The organism is Mesorhizobium sp. 2RAF45 (assembly GCF_052115225.1).
Taxonomy (GTDB): Bacteria; Pseudomonadota; Alphaproteobacteria; order Rhizobiales; family Rhizobiaceae; genus Mesorhizobium; species Mesorhizobium jarvisii.
The window spans coordinates 280,800-296,346 of sequence record NZ_JBFRGG010000005.1 but is presented as its reverse complement, the minus strand read 5'-3'; the positions used below and the strand labels follow the sequence as shown (position 1 = coordinate 296,346).

Below are 15,547 nucleotides of genomic sequence, written 5' to 3'. Positions count from 1 at the left end.
GGGAGGGTTCTATGAAAGCAGCCATCTTCGATACGGTCGGCAGTCCGCTGCGCGTCGGCACGGTGCCGGACCCGACCCCGGCGCCCGACGAGGTCGTCCTGCGTGTCGCCGCTTGCGGCATCTGCGGCAGCGACTTGCACATCACCGAGGATCCAGCGCCTTTCGGCATCGGTGGAGGCTTCGTCCTCGGCCATGAATTCGCCGGCGACGTCGTCGCGCTGGGATCACGGGTGGCCGACCTTCGGATCGGTGACCGTGTCGCCGTCGTGCCGATGCGCGGCTGCGGGCACTGCCAGGCTTGCCGGCGCGGCGATCCAGGCCGCTGCCCCGACATGGTTCTGATTGGCGGCGGCTATGCGCAATACGCGGCCGTCGCCGCGCGCCAATGCCATGTCCTGCACGAAGAGGCGGCGATAGAGGATGGCGCGCTGGCCGAGCCGCTCTCGGTCGCGCTGCATTGCATCGTGCGCTCGGGCATGAAGCCGGGAGACCGGGTCGCGATCCTGGGCGCCGGACCAATCGGCCTGCTCGTCGCCTTCTGGGCGCGGCGGATGGGGGCGTCGTGCGTGGTCGTGGCCGATATCCACAGCCATCAGCGGGACCGCGCGCTGGCGCTTGGCGCGACCGGTTTCGCGCTATCGGGCAACAAGCTGGCCGCGAACCTTGCCGATCTCTGCGGCGGCGCGCCCGATATCGTCTTCGAATGCGTCGGCAAGCGCGGCCTCATCGACGCGGCGGTCAAGGCCGTCCGGCTGCAGGGCACGGTGGTCGGCGTCGGCCTGTGCATCGGCGGCGACGAATGGGACCCGTTCGTCGCGCTGACCAAAGAAGTGAACCTGCTGTTTTCGGTCTTCTTCCATCAGCGCAACGAGTTCGGCGTCGCCCTCGATGCGCTGCGCGGCGGACCTTTCGCGCCGCAGGCGCTGATCACCGACCGGATCGATCTGTCGCCGGTTCCGCAGGTCTTCGAGAGCCTTCGCCGCCGCACGACGCAGTGCAAAGTGCTGATCCAGCCCGACCTTGTCTGAGGAGGAATAGAATGACCGTCCAGTTCGAAACGCTCGAATACGATGTCGGCGGCGTAAAGACGGTGGTGAAGGCCATCGGCAAGGGCAAGCCCGTGCTGTTCCTGCACGGCGCCTCGACGCTGGAAGGTTTCGACTTTGCAGCAGGTCTCGCCGACCGTTTCCGCGTTCTGTGCCCCAGCCATCCGGGCTTCGGCTTTTCGGGTGCCGCGCCGCATGTGGCTGGCATGTCCGACATGGTTCTGCATTATCTGAACCTGCTCGATGCCCTGGACCTGCCGGAGAAGCCTCATCTCATCGGCTTTTCCATGGGTGGCTGGATGGCGACCGAGCTGGCTGGCCTTGCCCGCGAGCGTTTCGACAAGGTGGTGCTGGTCGCGCCGGCCGGGCTCAACGATCCCGCGCATCCGGCGACGGATTTGGGCGCGGTGGCGCCGCAGGAGCTGCCGGCCTTTCTGGCGCATGACGTCTCGGTGGCGTTGCGCTATTTCCCCGACGGCTCGGACCCGGCCTTTGCGGAGGCCTTCGGCGCCGATCGCGCCCGTGAGGGCGAGACGCTGGGTCGCCTGCTGGCGCCATTCGGCATGGGCCACCCGAATCTGCGCCGCTTCCTGGCGCGCATCACCAATCCGGCGCTGGTCGTCTGGGGCACCAAGGACCGCCTGCTGCCCACCGGCCAGGCGCCACTCTTCGTCGAGGCGCTCCCGGATGCACGCCTGATCCTGGTCGAGGATGCCGGCCATTTCGTCATGCAGGAAAAACCCGAAACGCTGAGCAAGATCGGCGACTTCCTCGCCGGCTGATCACATTTCAAACAAGGAGGAGAAAACGATGAACAAACCCATCAAGCATGGCTCTTGGGGAACGACCGTCGACCATCGCGACCTGCTGAAGAAGATCGCGGAGATCGGGCCGATCCTGGAAGCCAATGCCGCCGCCGACGAGGAGAGCGGCGAACTGACCCAGGCTAGTTTCGAGGCGCTGAAGCCGCTGCGCATGTCGCATATCTTCGCCGCCGAAAGCCTTGGCGGCGCGCAGTTGCCACCCACGCAGGGCCTTGAACTGATCGAGGCGATCACCTGGCATTCGGGTGCGGCGGGCTGGGTTTCGATGGTGCATTGCTGCATCGGCGCGATGTCGGCGGCCTTCCTGCCTGACAGTGCGGTCGCGCGGCTTTTCGCGCCGGGCACCGACAACCGCTTCTCGGGGCAGGGCGCGCCGCTGGGCATGCTGAAGAAGGTCGACGGCGGCTACCGGCTGAACGGCAAGTGGAGCTATGGCAGTGGATTCAGCCACGCCACCTACAGCCACAGCGCCGCCTTCGTCGACGACGGCGCCGGCAAGCCCGCCAAGGACGAGAACGGCAATGTCATCGTCATGTGCGCCCATGCGCCGATCTCCGAGCACAAGCAGCTCGGCAATTGGGACGTGCTGGGCCTTGGCGGCACCGGCAGCATCGACTACGCGGCCGATGACGTCTTCATCGCCGATGATCTCGTCTTCCCGATCCTGACCGCGCCGCCGCTGCGCCAGAAGGAGTTCTTCAGCCTCGGTGTCGTGGGCCTCGCCGCCATCGGCCATACCGGCTGGGCGCTGGGTGCCGGCCGGCGGATGCTGGACGAGATCGCCAAGTTCGCCCGCTCGAAGTCGGGCCGCGCCGGGCTGATCGGCGAGAGCGAGAAGTTCTGGCACGACTACGGCCGCGCCGAGGCCCGCTATCGTGCCGCCCGCGCCTTTGTCTTCGAAACCTGGCGCGACGTCGAGGCGACGGTCGAGGCAGGCAACAGGATGTCGACGCGACAGATCAGCCTTGTCCATCTGGCCAAGTCCGAGATTCACGAAGTCGGCGTCGATATCTGCAACTTCGCCTACCGCGCGGGCGGCGGCGCGTCGCTGCGCGCCGGCGTGATCCAGCGCACCTTCCGCGAGATGATGGTGGCGGCCAACCACTTCACGATCGCGCCGTCGATCGTCACCTCGGCCGGCCGCGATATCGGCGGCATGTGGAGCGACCGCGTCTGGCAGTTCTACGACCTGATCGAGAAGAAGTAGTCCGAAGGGCCGGGCGGGGGACGCCGCCCGGCCTCCTTTTCAAAGTGGAGCTGAGATACGTCGATGAGCTTGCCGCATCCGATGACCAACGCCTTCCGCGAAGCCTTTCGCCGCCATCCGGCGGGTGTCGCCGTGATCACGGCCGACCCCGGCGACAGGCCGGTGGCGATGACCGTGTCCTCGCTGATCTCGGTGAGTGCGGCGCCGCCGGTCGTCGCCTTCTCGCTTTCGATGAAATCGACCTCGTCCGAGCCCCTGCTGCGGGCCGAGACCATGGTGATCCACCTGCTCCGCTTCACCGATATCGACCTGGCGCAACTCTGCGCATCGAGCGGCGCGGAACGCTTTCCGCCCGGGGGCGCCTGGGCACGGCTGCCGACGGGCGAGCCGCGCTATACCGGCGTTTCGACCTGGTTCCGCGCGCGCCGGCTCGGCCTGCTGCCGATCGAGGGCGCGACGCTGGTCGCGGCGGAGCTGCTGGAAGGAGACGTCCAGCCGGACGAGGTCCCTCCGGAGGCGCATTCGCTGGTCTATCTCGACCGTCGCTGGCATCGCCTGCACAAGGAACTGGACGGCGTGGCCGAGCTGCTCGATTCGTCACGTTTTCTTTGAGCCCGCCCGTAGCCGAGGCAGGCTCAAAATATCGCGCGACGCTGCGGCGAGAGGCCATCGCGCCGCCGGAAAGGGCTGCCACCCGCCGCGGGTGATCCCTGCGCTAGTTCGGGTTCCCCAAGCCGTTTGCTTTGCGCCACGCCTCGTATTCTGCGCGGGCGTCGTCATGCAGCGGATAATAGCGTTGCAAAGGAGCGCCCTGCATAAGCTTCTCTCGCGAGAACTCTTCCCAATCGTGATGTGTCTTTGCTTCTTCGATGACCTTTGCGGCCATGGCGACGGGAACCACCACGACGCCGTCATCGTCGGCAACGATGATGTCGCCGGGGATCACCGCGACACCGCCGCAGGCAATCGGAACGTTGACGGCATTGGGGTAAATGCTGGTCTGAACATGATAGTTGGGCGTCCAGCCGCGCAGCCAAAGCGGCAGGTCGAGCTTCTCGACATTGGGCCTGTCGCGCATGCATCCGTCAATGACGATGCCCGCGCCGCCTCTGCCCTTGAAGTAGGTCGACATCATGTCGCCGAAGACACCCGAGCTCATATCGCCGCGCGCGTCGACCACGACCACGTCGCCTTCCTGGGCATGATAAAGCACGTGCCGGTGCAGTTGCGTCTCCGGGTCGGCATATTCGCCCTCGTTGAAGAGATCCGGCCGCTGCGGCAGGAATTGCAGCGTCAGCGCCGGCCCGACGATCGACTTGCCGTGATTCTGCGCCACCGGACCGACCATGTGGGGATTGCGGAAGCCCATATGGCCGAGCGTGCCCGCAACGGTCGCGGCACCGATCTCCCTCAATCCCTCGATCAGGTCCTTGGGCGGCCGAATGATGTCGGAGGTATGCGTCATGGTGGACTCCGGTTGAAATTGAACTACCAGTTGGTGACAGAACCGTCGCGGCGCTTGAGGTGGGGTGCCTCCCAGAAACGGAAACTCTGCGCCTGGATCGCCGCCTCGTTGACCTCGACGCCGAGCCCCGGCAGATCGCCGACCGGATAGGCGGGGCCGTCGAGTTGTGGTTGCACGGGGAAGAACTCGGAACTGTCGAAGCCCAGCTTCCTTTCGGGCACCCTGGTCTCGAGCCAGGCGAAATTGGGGACCGCGGCGGCGAGATGCACGGTCGCGGCCGTGCACACCGGGCCCAGCGGATTGTGCGGCATCAGGTCGACATAGTGCGCCTCGCTCCAGCCGGCGACCTTCATCGCTTCGGTGAGCCCGCCGACATTGCAGACATCGAGCCGGTTGAACTGATGGATGCCGCGCTCGATGTAGGGCAGGAACTGCCACTTGCTGGCAAATTCCTCGCCGATGGCGAACGGGATGTCGGTCATCGTGCGCAGGGATTCGTAGGCTTCCGGGGTTTCGTCGCGTATCGGCTCCTCGAGGAAATCGAGCACGCCGCGGCCGAGCTTGTTGCAGAAGCTCGCCGCCTCGGCCACCGACAGCCGATGATGATAGTCGATGCCGAGGACGACCTCGTCGCCCAGCGCCTCGCGGGCCTTGTTCAGCATCCGGGCGGTCACGCCGATCGACTCGCGCGGCTCGAAAATGTCCTTGCTGCTTTGCCCGGCGGGGAAGAAGCGGATCGCCTGCCAGCCCTGCTTGTACAGCTCGCGGGCCCGTTCGATGGCGACATCGCCCTCGGCCTCGTCACCGGTCGAAGCGAAGGTGGGGATGCGGTCACGCTGCTTGCCGCCGAGCAGTTCGTAGACCGGCACCCCCAGCGCCTTGCCCTTGATGTCATGAAGCGCGATGTCGATGGCGGAAATCGCCGCCTGCAGAACGCGCCCGCCTTCGAAATACTGGCTGCGATAGGCCTCTTGCCAGATCCGGCCGATCTGCAGGGGATCGCGGCCGATGAGGAATTCGCGATAGTGCTCGACCGCGCCGGTCACGGCCCTTTCGCGGCCGCTCAAGCCGCTCTCGCCCCAGCCGAATATGCCCTGGTCGGTCTCGACCTTCACCAGCATCTGGTTGCGCGTTCCCACCCACACCGGGTAGGGCTTGATCGCCGTGATCTTGAGCTTCGTCGTCATCCACGCCCACATCCCAATCGCCTGTCTCAGGCGGCCTCGAGTGCCATTTCAGTTTCGCCGTCGAACAGGTGCATCCGCTCCTGGTCGAACTCGAGCCAGATCTGCTCGTCAGGTTTGACGGCAATGTTGGGGGACACGCTGATGTTGACGATGGCGCCGGAGAGGAGCGCCTGCACGAAGGTGACGTCTCCGGTTGGTTCCACCGTATAGGCCTTGGCCGGGATGGCGCCGGGGACCGCGCTTTTGTGGAGTTTGATCGTCGAGTGTCGCGCACCGAGCACGACCTTCCTGGTGGTCGCGCTCTGGGCCTTGCGCGCGTTGCGTTGCGACAGCTGGAGGCTCCAGCCTTCGGCGCTCTTCAGGACGGTGTCGCCGTTTGCCGTCGATGCTTCCAGCGGAATAAGGCTCATCGCCGGGCTGCCGACGAAGCTGGCGACGAACATGTTGGCGGGATGCGCGAAAACCTGCGCCGGCGAATCATATTGCTGCAGAAAGCCGCCGTTCATCACAGCCATCCTGTCCGCCATGGTCACGGCCTCGAGCTGGTCGTGCGTCACATAGACGATCGTCGCCTTGAGGTCCTGATGGAATCGCTTGATTTCGGAGCGCATCTGGACGCGCAGCTTGGCGTCGAGATTGGACAGCGGTTCGTCCATCAGGAACACCGCGGGGTCTCGAACAAGCGCCCGGCCAAGCGCCACGCGCTGCTGTTGACCGCCCGAAAGTTCGCGCGGCTTGCGCTCGAGCAACTGCGTCATGTCGAGCACACGCGCCGCTTCGCGGACCTTCTTGTCGATCTCGGCCTTGGGCAGCTTGCGCATCTGCAGCGGGAAGGCGAGGTTCATATAGACCGACTTTTGCGGATAGAGCGCGTAGTTCTGGAACACCATTGCGATGTCCCGGTCCTTGGGGTCGAGATCGTTGACCACCTGGTCGCCGATGACGATGTCGCCCGATGTGATCGGGATCAGCCCGGCAATGAGATTGAGCGTTGTCGTCTTGCCGCAGCCCGAGGGGCCGACGAGCGCGACGAACTCACCATCATTGACCGTCAGCGAGACCTCGTTGACGGCTTTGAAGCTGCCATAGGTCTTGACGAGATCTTTGAGGACCACATGGGCCATCGGCAACTCCCTAATGCTTGACCGCGCCTTCTGTAAGGGCGCGTACGAAGTATCGTTGCAGGACGAGGAACAGCACCACGACGGGCACGCTCATGATGAAACTGGCCGCCATCAGGCCCGGAAAGTCCGTCGTGTTTTCCGAGAAGAAGCGCTGGATGCCGACCGGCAGCGTCAGCTGTTCGTTCTTGGAGAGGAAGGTGTAGGCGTAGATGTACTCGTTCCACGCACCGATGAAGGAATAGATCGCCGTGGCGATGATGCCCGGCGTCGAGAGCGGCATCACGATCAGGATGAAGGCCTGGAACCGCGTTGCGCCATCGATTCGCGCCGCCTGCTCGAGCTGCACCGGGATGTTGTCGTAGAAGCCCTTGAGCAGCCAGATCGCCAGCGGAAGGCCGAAGGTGAGGTAGGTGAGAACGAGCGAGCCATGCGTGTTCACCAGCCCGATCGCGCGCATCAGGATGAACAGCGGCACGAGAAAGATCACCGCCGGGAACATGTTGCGCAGCAGGACGGTGAAGAACAGGAAGTTCCGGCCCGGGAAGGTGAAGCGCGAAAACGCGTAGGCCGCCGGAACCGCCACGATCACCGAGAGGACAGTGGTGGCGGTGGAGACGAAAAGGCTGTTCCAGAAGAAGCGGAGGAAGTCCTGGCCGACGCTGTTCTGCGGATCGAGCAGCTTCTGGTAGCTGGCAAGGGTCGGCTGGTCAGGCCACCATTGCGGCGGGAATTGCATCGCGGCGAAGCCGGACTTGATCGAGGTGAGCAGCATCCAGACCATCGGCAACGCGGTGTAAAGCAGCATGAACACGAGGAAGATGCGTCCGCCCCACCGCCATCCGTCGAAGCGCAGGCGGCGACGGGCCTGGCCTCGAGCGGCTGTCTCGGCAATCGTGCTCATGCGCTGCCATCCTTCCTGTCGTTGCCGCTTAGCGCGCGGACGTAGAAGTAGCCGAACGTCATCAGGATGATGAACAGCAGCACCGAGTAGGCCGACGCCACCCCCCAGCGCTGCCGGCCGAAGGCGAGCTCATAGATGTGGGTGATCCAGATATGCGATGCGTTCGACGGACCGCCGCCGGTCATGATCCAGGGGATGATGAAGGAGTTGAAGTTGGCGACCGCCAGCAGCAGGATCGTCACGGTCGAGACGTTTCTCAAATGCGGGAAGGTGACGTGCCAGAAGCGCTGCCACGCATTGGCCCCGTCGACTTTGGCGGCGCGCAGCAACTGGTCGGGGACCGTCTGCAGGCCGGCCATCATCATGATCATGGCAAACGGAAATTCGCGCCAGATGTTGACGACGATAAGGGAGGGCAGCACCGTCGAGACGCTGTCGATGAAATTCGGCGGCCGGTCGGCCAGTCCGAGGCCGACCAGCACCGCGCCGATGATGCCAAAGTCCGAGTGGTAGATCCACTTCCAGATATAGGAGGCGGCGACCGCGCTGATGACCCAGGGAATGATCAGGATGGCGCGCAGCACACCACGGCCGAAAAAGTCACGGTGGAGCGCCAGCGCGGCGGCAAACCCCAGGACGAAGGAGATGCCGGTGGACCCCACCGTCCAGATCAGCGTGTTCCAGGTGACCTTCCAGAACACCGCACTGGTGAGGATGGCGGTGTAATTGTTGAAGCCGACGAAGGTCTTGTCGCGGAGCTGCAGGCCAGGCGGCGTATTAAAGAACGACAGCTCGATCGTGTAGTAGATCGGATAGGCGATGACGACGAGCATCACGGCGATCGCGGGCAGCACGTACGCATAGTCAGCGCGATGCTCCCAGATCTTGCGCAGCACACCGGATTTACCGGGTTGCAATCTTCGGCGAGCCTCGGTCTTGCCGGTCACGATCGTCACTTTGGCGTGCCCTTGTTCGTCGGAACGAACCGGCTGACCCTTGGGGCAGCCGGTCAGGATCGCAGGTCAGGCTCGGACTAGAGTCCGCCCATCAGGTCTTTCACCTTCTTGGCCGCGTCGTCCGCTGCCTGATCGACGGTCATCGCTCCAGTCAGGGCATTCTGCAGCATGTCCGGGATGATGATGTTCATGATCTCGGGAGATTGCGGCAGCGCCGGGAACGGGATGCCGTATGGCAACATCGAGGTCGTGACATCGAGGAACTTGATGCTGTCCAGACGCTCTTTCATCCATTTGGTCTTGAAGCCGTTGAGATTGCCCGGGTTCGAGCCGGCAGAGGCCATCTTCAGCGACCATTCCGGGCTGGTCCACATGCAGATGATAGCCTTCGCGGCCGGTTCGTCCACCTTGCCGCCCTCGACATATTCGGGCTTCAGGATGTGAATGTTCGAGCCGCCGAAGACGACGGCGCGCCTGCCATCAGGGCCGGTCGGGATCAGGCCGTAGCGCATGTTGTCAATGACGGTCTGCGCCTTGTCCTTGTCGGTGCCGGTCGCCTTCTTCTGCAGGTCGAGCATGACATTGTAGTCGGACGGGTGCGAGATCATCATGCCGAGCTGGCCGGCGAGGAACAGCGGCTGGTTGTCGGCCTGCTGGTTGGTGAGTGCCGAGACCGGAACCGACTTGTCGCGGACATACATGTCGTAAGAGGCTTGCAGCGCGGCCTTGCTCTGCGGGCTGTCGAGCTCGATCTGCTGATAGGTCGGGTTCGCCGAGGTTTCGTCGAAGACGCCGCCGCCATAGGCCCACAACTGAGGCATGAAGCGGTACGGGGTATTGCCGGCATTCTTGCGGGCCACAAGGCCGTAACCGGCAATGCCGAGCTTGTCATGGATCTGCTTGGAATACTTGACGACGTCGTCCCAGGTTGCCGGAGCCTTGTCCGGATCGAGGCCCGCGCGCTTGAAGATATCGGCGTTCCAGATGAACGCCATCGTCTCATTGTTGGTTGGAATGCCGTAGGTCACGCCGTCCCAGGTCACGGCTTTCATGGCGCCGGGCCAGAAATCATCCGCCGAATACCCTACATCCTCGGGCTTGAGCGGCTGCAGATAGCCCTTTGAAGCGAACTCGGTGCCACCCAGGATTTGCAGGCGGACCGCCATCGGCGCCGCATTGCCAAGGAGCGCCGTGCGGAATTTGTCCAGGAGATCGTTGTAGGTGAGGGCCTGTTCCTCGAGCTGGATGTTCGGATAGGTCTTGCGGAAGGTCTCGAAGAAATCCTTGTAGTACTGGCGCAAGAGATCGGGGTCGCCCTCGAACACGCCCTGATACCAGAAGGTCAGTCGCCCTTTGTAGTCGAGCGGGGTGACCTTGCCGCAATCGGCGGCCGTGTCAAATTCCTGCGTGCCCGCAATGGAGCGCACATATTCCGGCGACCACTTGCTCAAGTCGACCGGCGCCGCGCCCAGAGCCGGTGCGGACATCAACGATGCGATCAATGCAGTGGAGACAGTGCCGCGCAGGACGGCACCGCCGAGTGTGATCCTCGTCATAGGTATCCTCCAGGTTTCTCTCCCATGCCGCTCTGCATCGAGGCGAGCGGCCTTACTCGTCGGTCGCGGGGACATCTCCTCAAATGTATCCCTTCGAGCAATTTATACGTTTTCAGATCGCAGATTGGCTGTCAACGCAACAAATCGTACATTGTTTATGGAAATCGTGCGTGATATCGAGAAAGGTGTGTATTCATGGAAGGGGGAGCCGGCCTTGGCCGACACGCGGGAATTTAAAGCAGAGCCACCCGAGGGGATCGATCCTCTCGGCGCCTCGAGCGAGGGCGCCTCGCTTTATGAGCTGATCAGGGAGGACATCATCGAGGGCCGGCTCGCCGCCAACGAGCGTCTGGTGGTCACCGATCTGGCCCGGCGTCACGGCACCTCGACCAATCCCGTGCGCGAGGCCCTGCAACTGTTGCGCGGCGAAGGCTTTGTCACCTTTCTGCCCAATCGCGGGGCACGCGTGCGGCCCATAGATCAGGATTTTGTCCGCGATATCTACGAGATCGGTGTGCTGATCGAGCCGGCCCTGACGCGATGGTTCGTGAGCATGGCCACCGACGAGGACATCGCCGAACTCGAACGTCTTCAAGGTCTGATCGAAGAGAACAATTTTGCCGACACGTTCAGGCACAGCGAGCTGGACACCGCTTTTCACACCGTGATGTACCAGAGGCACTACAACCGCCATGCCGCCGAGCTTTGGTGGAAACATCGCGAAGTGCTGCGCGCCGTGAGCCGTCGTTTCAATTTCACGCTCGCCCGGCGTGCCGCCATCATCCGCGAGCACCGCGAGCTCATCGCGTATGTAAAGGCGGGAAATGCCGACGAGGCAGCCGAACTCATTGCGCGCCATGTCGAGGGCTCCGGGAGGCATGTCCTTGAACACATGCGCGCGCGCAACGCCGCGCGGGCAGGGTAGATCAATCGGCCCGGAACACCGCTCTTTAGGTCATCCAGATGAGGATAGTTGAGAGATGAAAATCACGAGCATTCGGCCGTGGCTGATCAAATCCGATGCTTCCTATTGGGGGGAGTACCTGTTCGTTGAAGTGACGACCGACGAAGGCGTGAGCGGCTGGGGGGAGATCACCACCACGACGAAGCTTGCCAACCGTGCGCTCTGCACGATCCTGCGACAGATCGGTGCCTCCGTGACCGGCGAGGACCCGGCGCGCATCGAGCAGCTGTGGCACAAGATTTTCCGCAGCTTCACCTATATGGGCAGCCGCGGCGCCGCCGTCGAATGCGTGAGCGCCATCGACATAGCCCTCTGGGACATCCGTGGCAAAGTCCTCGGCAAGCCGATCTACGAGTTGCTTGGTGGTCCGGTGCGCGAGGAAATCGCGCTCTACACCCATCCCAACCAGGCCAAGTTCACCAGCAAGGAGGCTGTGGTCCGCGAAATCAGGGACATCGTCGAGTCCGGGCACACAGGGCTCAAGTTCGACCCTTTTCCGCATCAGGGCCGCGGCCCCGATGGGCTGTCGCGCGAGCAGCGGGACGGCTACCTCGATGGCAGCATGACCCGCAAGGACGAGCGCGAAGCGGCCGAACTCACGGCGCTGATCCGCGAAACGGCGGGTCCTGACGTCGACATCCTCATCGATGCGCATGGCCGCTTCGACGTTCCCACCGCCATTCGCCTCTGCCGCAGCCTGGAGGAAGCCGGCCAGATCGACTGGTTCGAGGAGCCCTGTCCGCCCGAAAGCCTCAACGCGCTCAAGCAGGTGCGTGACAAGGTTAGTGCTCCAATCTCATGGGGCGAGCGCGGCCACACGAAATGGGATTTCGTGCCGGTGCTCGAGAACAAGCTCGCTGACTACATCATGCCTGACGTCACCTGGACCGGCGGCATTACCGAACTCAAGAAGATTTCCGCCCTGTGCGAAGCCTACTACATCCCGGTCTCGCCGCATGACGCCGCGGGGCCGATCAACGTGGTCGCGGGGGCGCAGGTGATGATGACCGTTCCGAACTTCTACAAGCTCGAAACGTCGGAATGGAACCTGGGCAAATACGATCATCTCATCGACAAACCGCTCGACGTTTCGAACGGCAGCCTCAAGCTGACGTCGAAGCCTGGTCTCGGTGTCGAGATGAACCGCGATTACCTGCAAGCCCACGAGATCGAGCTGAGCTAGCAACGCTCAATGCCGGGCGGCGTTCGCGGCGCAAGCCCCCGACCAGAACGAGGATAGATCATGCCAAAGACGGGTGGAGCCGGCGAGGCTCTCAATCGGGTCAACACGAATTCCAAGCCATCCGACCTTCGCATCACCGACATGCGGGTGGCCGAAATCGTCGGCGCGCCATTCACCTCGGCGCTGCTCAAGATCTACACCAACCAGGGCATCGTCGGGCTCGGCGAGGTGCGTGACGGCGCCAGCGCCACCTTCGCGTTGATGCTGAAAAGCCGGCTGCTTGGCGAGAACCCTTGCGATATCGATCGCCTGTTTCGCCGCATCAAGCAGTTCGGCGGGCACGGCCGGCAAGGCGGCGGCGTGTCGGCGGTCGAGATCGCGCTGTGGGATCTCGCCGGCAAGGCCTATGGCGTCCCCATCTACCAGATGCTCGGCGGCAAGTTCCGCGATCAGGTGCGCGTCTATTGCGACACCGACGCCGAGAAACCGAGCGGCACCGAAACCGGAAAGCGCCTCAAGCAGCGCATGGATCGCGGTTTCACCTTCCTCAAGATGGATCTGGGCTTGATGCAGATCGCCCATGTCCCGGGCGCCGTGTCCGCGCCAGCCGGAGCGCTCGACGGGTTTCATGCCAATCCACGCGGCCGTGGCGGCACGCTTGAGGAGCGCAAGGCCCGCAATCTCGCCTACGACGCGCAGAACGTGCAGCACCCGTTCACCGGCCTGCATTTCACCGAAAAGGGGATCGATCTGCTCGAGGAGTACATCCACGAGGTTCGCGAGGTGATCGGGTATGAGATCCCGCTCGCCATCGACCATGTCGGCCACATCTCGCTGCAGGACGGCATACGCCTGTCGCGCCGTATCGAGAAATACGTTCCGGCCTGGCTGGAGGATGTGATCCCCTGGCAATATACCGAACAGTTCCGGCTATTGCAGCAGGCCACCACGGTGCCGATCTGCACCGGCGAGGACATCTACCTCAAGGAAGGCTTCGAGCCGCTGCTCAAGAGCGGCCTCTCGGTCATCCACCCGGACCTGCTCACCAGCGGGGGCATTCTCGAGACCAAGAAGATCGGCGACATGGCGCAGGATCACGGTGTCGCCATGGCGATCCATATGGCCGAAAGTCCGATCGCCGCGATGGCCGCCGCGCATGTCGCGACCGCGACGGAGAACTTCATGGCGCTCGAATACCACTCCGCCGATGTCGACTGGTGGGACGATATCGTCACCGGCCTGCCCAAGCCGCTCGTCAAGGACGGCTTCATCACCGTGTCCGACAGACCTGGGCTGGGCATAGATGATGTGGTCGACGAGGTGATCGGCCAGCATCTGCAGCCCGGTGTCACGGGGATATGGCAATCCACCGAGCATTGGGACAATGAATATAGCTGGGACCGGACCTGGAGTTAGCCCAGGCCCCCTGCCATCATTCCCCTCAGGCTCACAGGGCCTACGACCGACCATTGGTGTCGACCTCTCCCAAGGGAGAGGCGAAGAAGGAACGGACGAAACCATGATCTACGAACTGCGTATCTATGACTGCCTGCCGGGCAGGCTGCCGGCTTTGCTCAAGCGCTTTTCCGAGCAAACGCTGGCCATCTGGGAGAGGCATGGCATCCGCCAAGCTGGGTTTTTCACCACGGCGATCGGCGAAAACAGCAATCGCCTCACCTATTTCATCGCCTGGGAATCGCTGGCCGAGCGTGAGGCGAAATGGGCGGCTTTCGTCACCGATCCGGCATGGCACAAGGCCCGCGACGAGTCGGAGCGCGACGGGCAGATCGTTGCCAATATCAGCAGCCAGCTGCTCACGCCGACAGCTTTCTCGTCTGTGAAATAGGACTGCGCCATGAAGATCACCGACCTGCGCTGCGCCGTCATCGGCAAGCACCCGATCGTCCGCATCATCACGGATGAAGGCCTCCATGGCCTTGGCGAGGTCGAGTTCACAAAGACCTACCTCAAGCCGTTTGTGCTGCATTTCCGCGAGGCGTTGATCGGCGAGGATCCGACCGACGTCGAGCGGGTGATGCTGAAGATCCGCCAGCGCGGCTCGTTCAAGCCTTATGGCGCCGCCGTCTCCGCCATCGAGCACGCCTTATGGGATATCGCCGGGAAGGCGGCGGGCGTGCCGGTCTATAAACTGCTTGGCGGCAAGGTGCGCGACAAGGTGCGCGTCTACAACGGCTCGATCCGCCGGAAACGCGCCGGCGACCGGCCGGAGGATTACGCCGCCGACGTCAAATGGATGATGGAGCAGCCGCAGAACTTCTTCATGGTCAAGCAGGGAATCTCGTTCCACTCCAACATGAAGGACAGCATCGAGGGCTTCCATTACGGCGTGACGCAGAAGAAGGCCGGTTATCACGGCGCCATGGATCAGGGCGTGATCAGCGAGCGCGGCTTCAATCACATGCTCGACTGCGTGATCGCGATGAAGGAGGTGCTGGGCGACAAGGTCAGCCTGGCGCTCGACTGCGGCCCGGGCTGGATGCTGCCCGATGCGATCAAGTTCGCCCGGGCGGTCGAGAAGTACAATCTGATGTGGCTGGAGGACATGCTGACCGGCGACTATGTGCCGTGGGTCAATCCGCAGGCCTATCGCGAGCTGACCACCTCCACCTCGACGCCGATCCATACCGGCGAGCAGATCTACCTCAGGCACAATTTCAAGGAACTGATCGAGACGCAGGCGGTGCGGGTCATCGGCCCCGATCCGGCCGATATCGGCGGCATCGCCGAACTCAAATGGGTCGCCGAGCACGCCTACATGCACTCGATCCTGATGGCGCCGCACGGCACCGCGAACGGCCTGCTCGGCCTCGGCGCGCTGATCAATGTCTGCGCCACCTTGCCGGCCAATTATGTGGCGTTCGAATATCCCAGCGCCTCGGACCCGTGGTGGGAGGATCTGGTGATCGGCCTACCGGCGCAGATCGTCAGGGATAGCATGGTGGACCTGCTGGAAGCGCCGGGCCTGGGGCTCGATATCGACGCGGAAGCGGCCAAGAAGTATCTCAGCGAAGAGGATGCGGGCTTCTTCGACTGAACCTCCTTCTTTCGCCATGCGAGCGGGTGCCTGGCGCCGGCTTCCGACAGCCGCTCGGGCGACGTTTGCGGTGCTCGTC

At 63.4% G+C, this 15,547-nt stretch carries 15 protein-coding genes; 9 read left to right on the top strand and 6 right to left on the bottom strand.

The genetic code is table 11. From position 1 onward, the window contains the following. Positions 1–11 precede the first annotated feature (11 nt). The 4 genes from AB4Z43_RS17150 (at position 12) to AB4Z43_RS17135 (ending at position 3,689) form a co-directional block, all read left to right on the top strand. Positions 12–1,028 carry a zinc-dependent alcohol dehydrogenase gene (locus AB4Z43_RS17150; protein ID WP_064985989.1) on the top strand — a complete coding sequence of 339 codons (1,017 nt, stop codon included), beginning with the start codon at positions 12–14 and terminating at the stop codon, positions 1,026–1,028. 11 nt (positions 1,029–1,039) lie between these two features. Next, a complete protein-coding gene (locus AB4Z43_RS17145; protein ID WP_441938539.1) occupies positions 1,040–1,828 on the top strand; it encodes an alpha/beta fold hydrolase in 789 nt (262 codons plus the stop codon). A 28-nt stretch (positions 1,829–1,856) separates the two neighbouring features. Continuing rightward, positions 1,857–3,077, top strand: coding sequence for an acyl-CoA dehydrogenase family protein (locus tag AB4Z43_RS17140; protein WP_441938537.1), 1,221 nt, complete (start codon positions 1,857–1,859; stop codon positions 3,075–3,077). A 63-nt stretch (positions 3,078–3,140) separates the two neighbouring features. Continuing rightward, positions 3,141–3,689 (top strand): flavin reductase family protein, encoded by a 549-nt coding sequence (locus AB4Z43_RS17135; RefSeq protein WP_019859745.1) that lies wholly within the window; start codon positions 3,141–3,143, stop codon positions 3,687–3,689. Positions 3,690–3,792: 103 nt separating this feature from the next. Here the strand turns inward: AB4Z43_RS17135 and AB4Z43_RS17130 are convergent, their stop codons facing one another. From AB4Z43_RS17130 to AB4Z43_RS17105, 6 genes are all read right to left on the bottom strand, one after another. Continuing rightward, on the bottom strand, positions 3,793–4,542 hold the full coding sequence (locus AB4Z43_RS17130; protein ID WP_069092763.1) for a ribonuclease activity regulator RraA: 750 nt from the start codon (positions 4,540–4,542) through the stop codon (positions 3,793–3,795). Between the two features lie 23 nt (positions 4,543–4,565). Further along, a complete protein-coding gene (locus AB4Z43_RS17125; protein WP_441938535.1) occupies positions 4,566–5,729 on the bottom strand; it encodes a mandelate racemase/muconate lactonizing enzyme family protein in 1,164 nt (387 codons plus the stop codon). Positions 5,730–5,755: 26 nt separating this feature from the next. After that, a complete protein-coding gene (locus AB4Z43_RS17120) occupies positions 5,756–6,853 on the bottom strand; it encodes an ABC transporter ATP-binding protein (RefSeq protein WP_038648582.1) in 1,098 nt (365 codons plus the stop codon). 10 nt (positions 6,854–6,863) lie between these two features. Then, positions 6,864–7,754, bottom strand: a complete 891-nt coding sequence (locus AB4Z43_RS17115) for a carbohydrate ABC transporter permease (protein ID WP_019859740.1) — start codon at positions 7,752–7,754, stop codon at positions 6,864–6,866. Further along, a complete protein-coding gene (locus AB4Z43_RS17110) occupies positions 7,751–8,710 on the bottom strand; it encodes a carbohydrate ABC transporter permease (RefSeq protein ID WP_019859738.1) in 960 nt (319 codons plus the stop codon). Before AB4Z43_RS17110 ends, AB4Z43_RS17115 begins: the two co-directional genes overlap by 4 nt. 77 nt (positions 8,711–8,787) lie before the next feature. Next, positions 8,788–10,266: an ABC transporter substrate-binding protein gene (locus AB4Z43_RS17105; protein WP_441938532.1), complete on the bottom strand. Its 1,479-nt coding sequence runs from the start codon at positions 10,264–10,266 to the stop codon at positions 8,788–8,790. 214 nt (positions 10,267–10,480) lie between these two features. Here AB4Z43_RS17105 and AB4Z43_RS17100 point away from each other — a divergent pair, with 214 nt between their 5' ends. The 5 genes from AB4Z43_RS17100 (at position 10,481) to AB4Z43_RS17080 (ending at position 15,468) form a co-directional block, all read left to right on the top strand. Continuing rightward, positions 10,481–11,191 carry a GntR family transcriptional regulator gene (locus AB4Z43_RS17100; protein WP_038653101.1) on the top strand — a complete coding sequence of 237 codons (711 nt, stop codon included), beginning with the start codon at positions 10,481–10,483 and terminating at the stop codon, positions 11,189–11,191. A 55-nt stretch (positions 11,192–11,246) separates the two neighbouring features. Beyond that, positions 11,247–12,413, top strand: coding sequence for a mandelate racemase/muconate lactonizing enzyme family protein (locus tag AB4Z43_RS17095; protein WP_441938530.1), 1,167 nt, complete (start codon positions 11,247–11,249; stop codon positions 12,411–12,413). A 60-nt stretch (positions 12,414–12,473) separates the two neighbouring features. Next, a complete protein-coding gene (locus AB4Z43_RS17090) occupies positions 12,474–13,829 on the top strand; it encodes a mandelate racemase/muconate lactonizing enzyme family protein (RefSeq protein WP_441938528.1) in 1,356 nt (451 codons plus the stop codon). Positions 13,830–13,932: 103 nt separating this feature from the next. Continuing rightward, positions 13,933–14,259: an NIPSNAP family protein gene (locus tag AB4Z43_RS17085; RefSeq protein WP_019859733.1), complete on the top strand. Its 327-nt coding sequence runs from the start codon at positions 13,933–13,935 to the stop codon at positions 14,257–14,259. Between the two features lie 9 nt (positions 14,260–14,268). Continuing rightward, positions 14,269–15,468, top strand: coding sequence for a mandelate racemase/muconate lactonizing enzyme family protein (locus AB4Z43_RS17080; protein ID WP_441938527.1), 1,200 nt, complete (start codon positions 14,269–14,271; stop codon positions 15,466–15,468). Positions 15,469–15,547 lie beyond the last annotated feature (79 nt).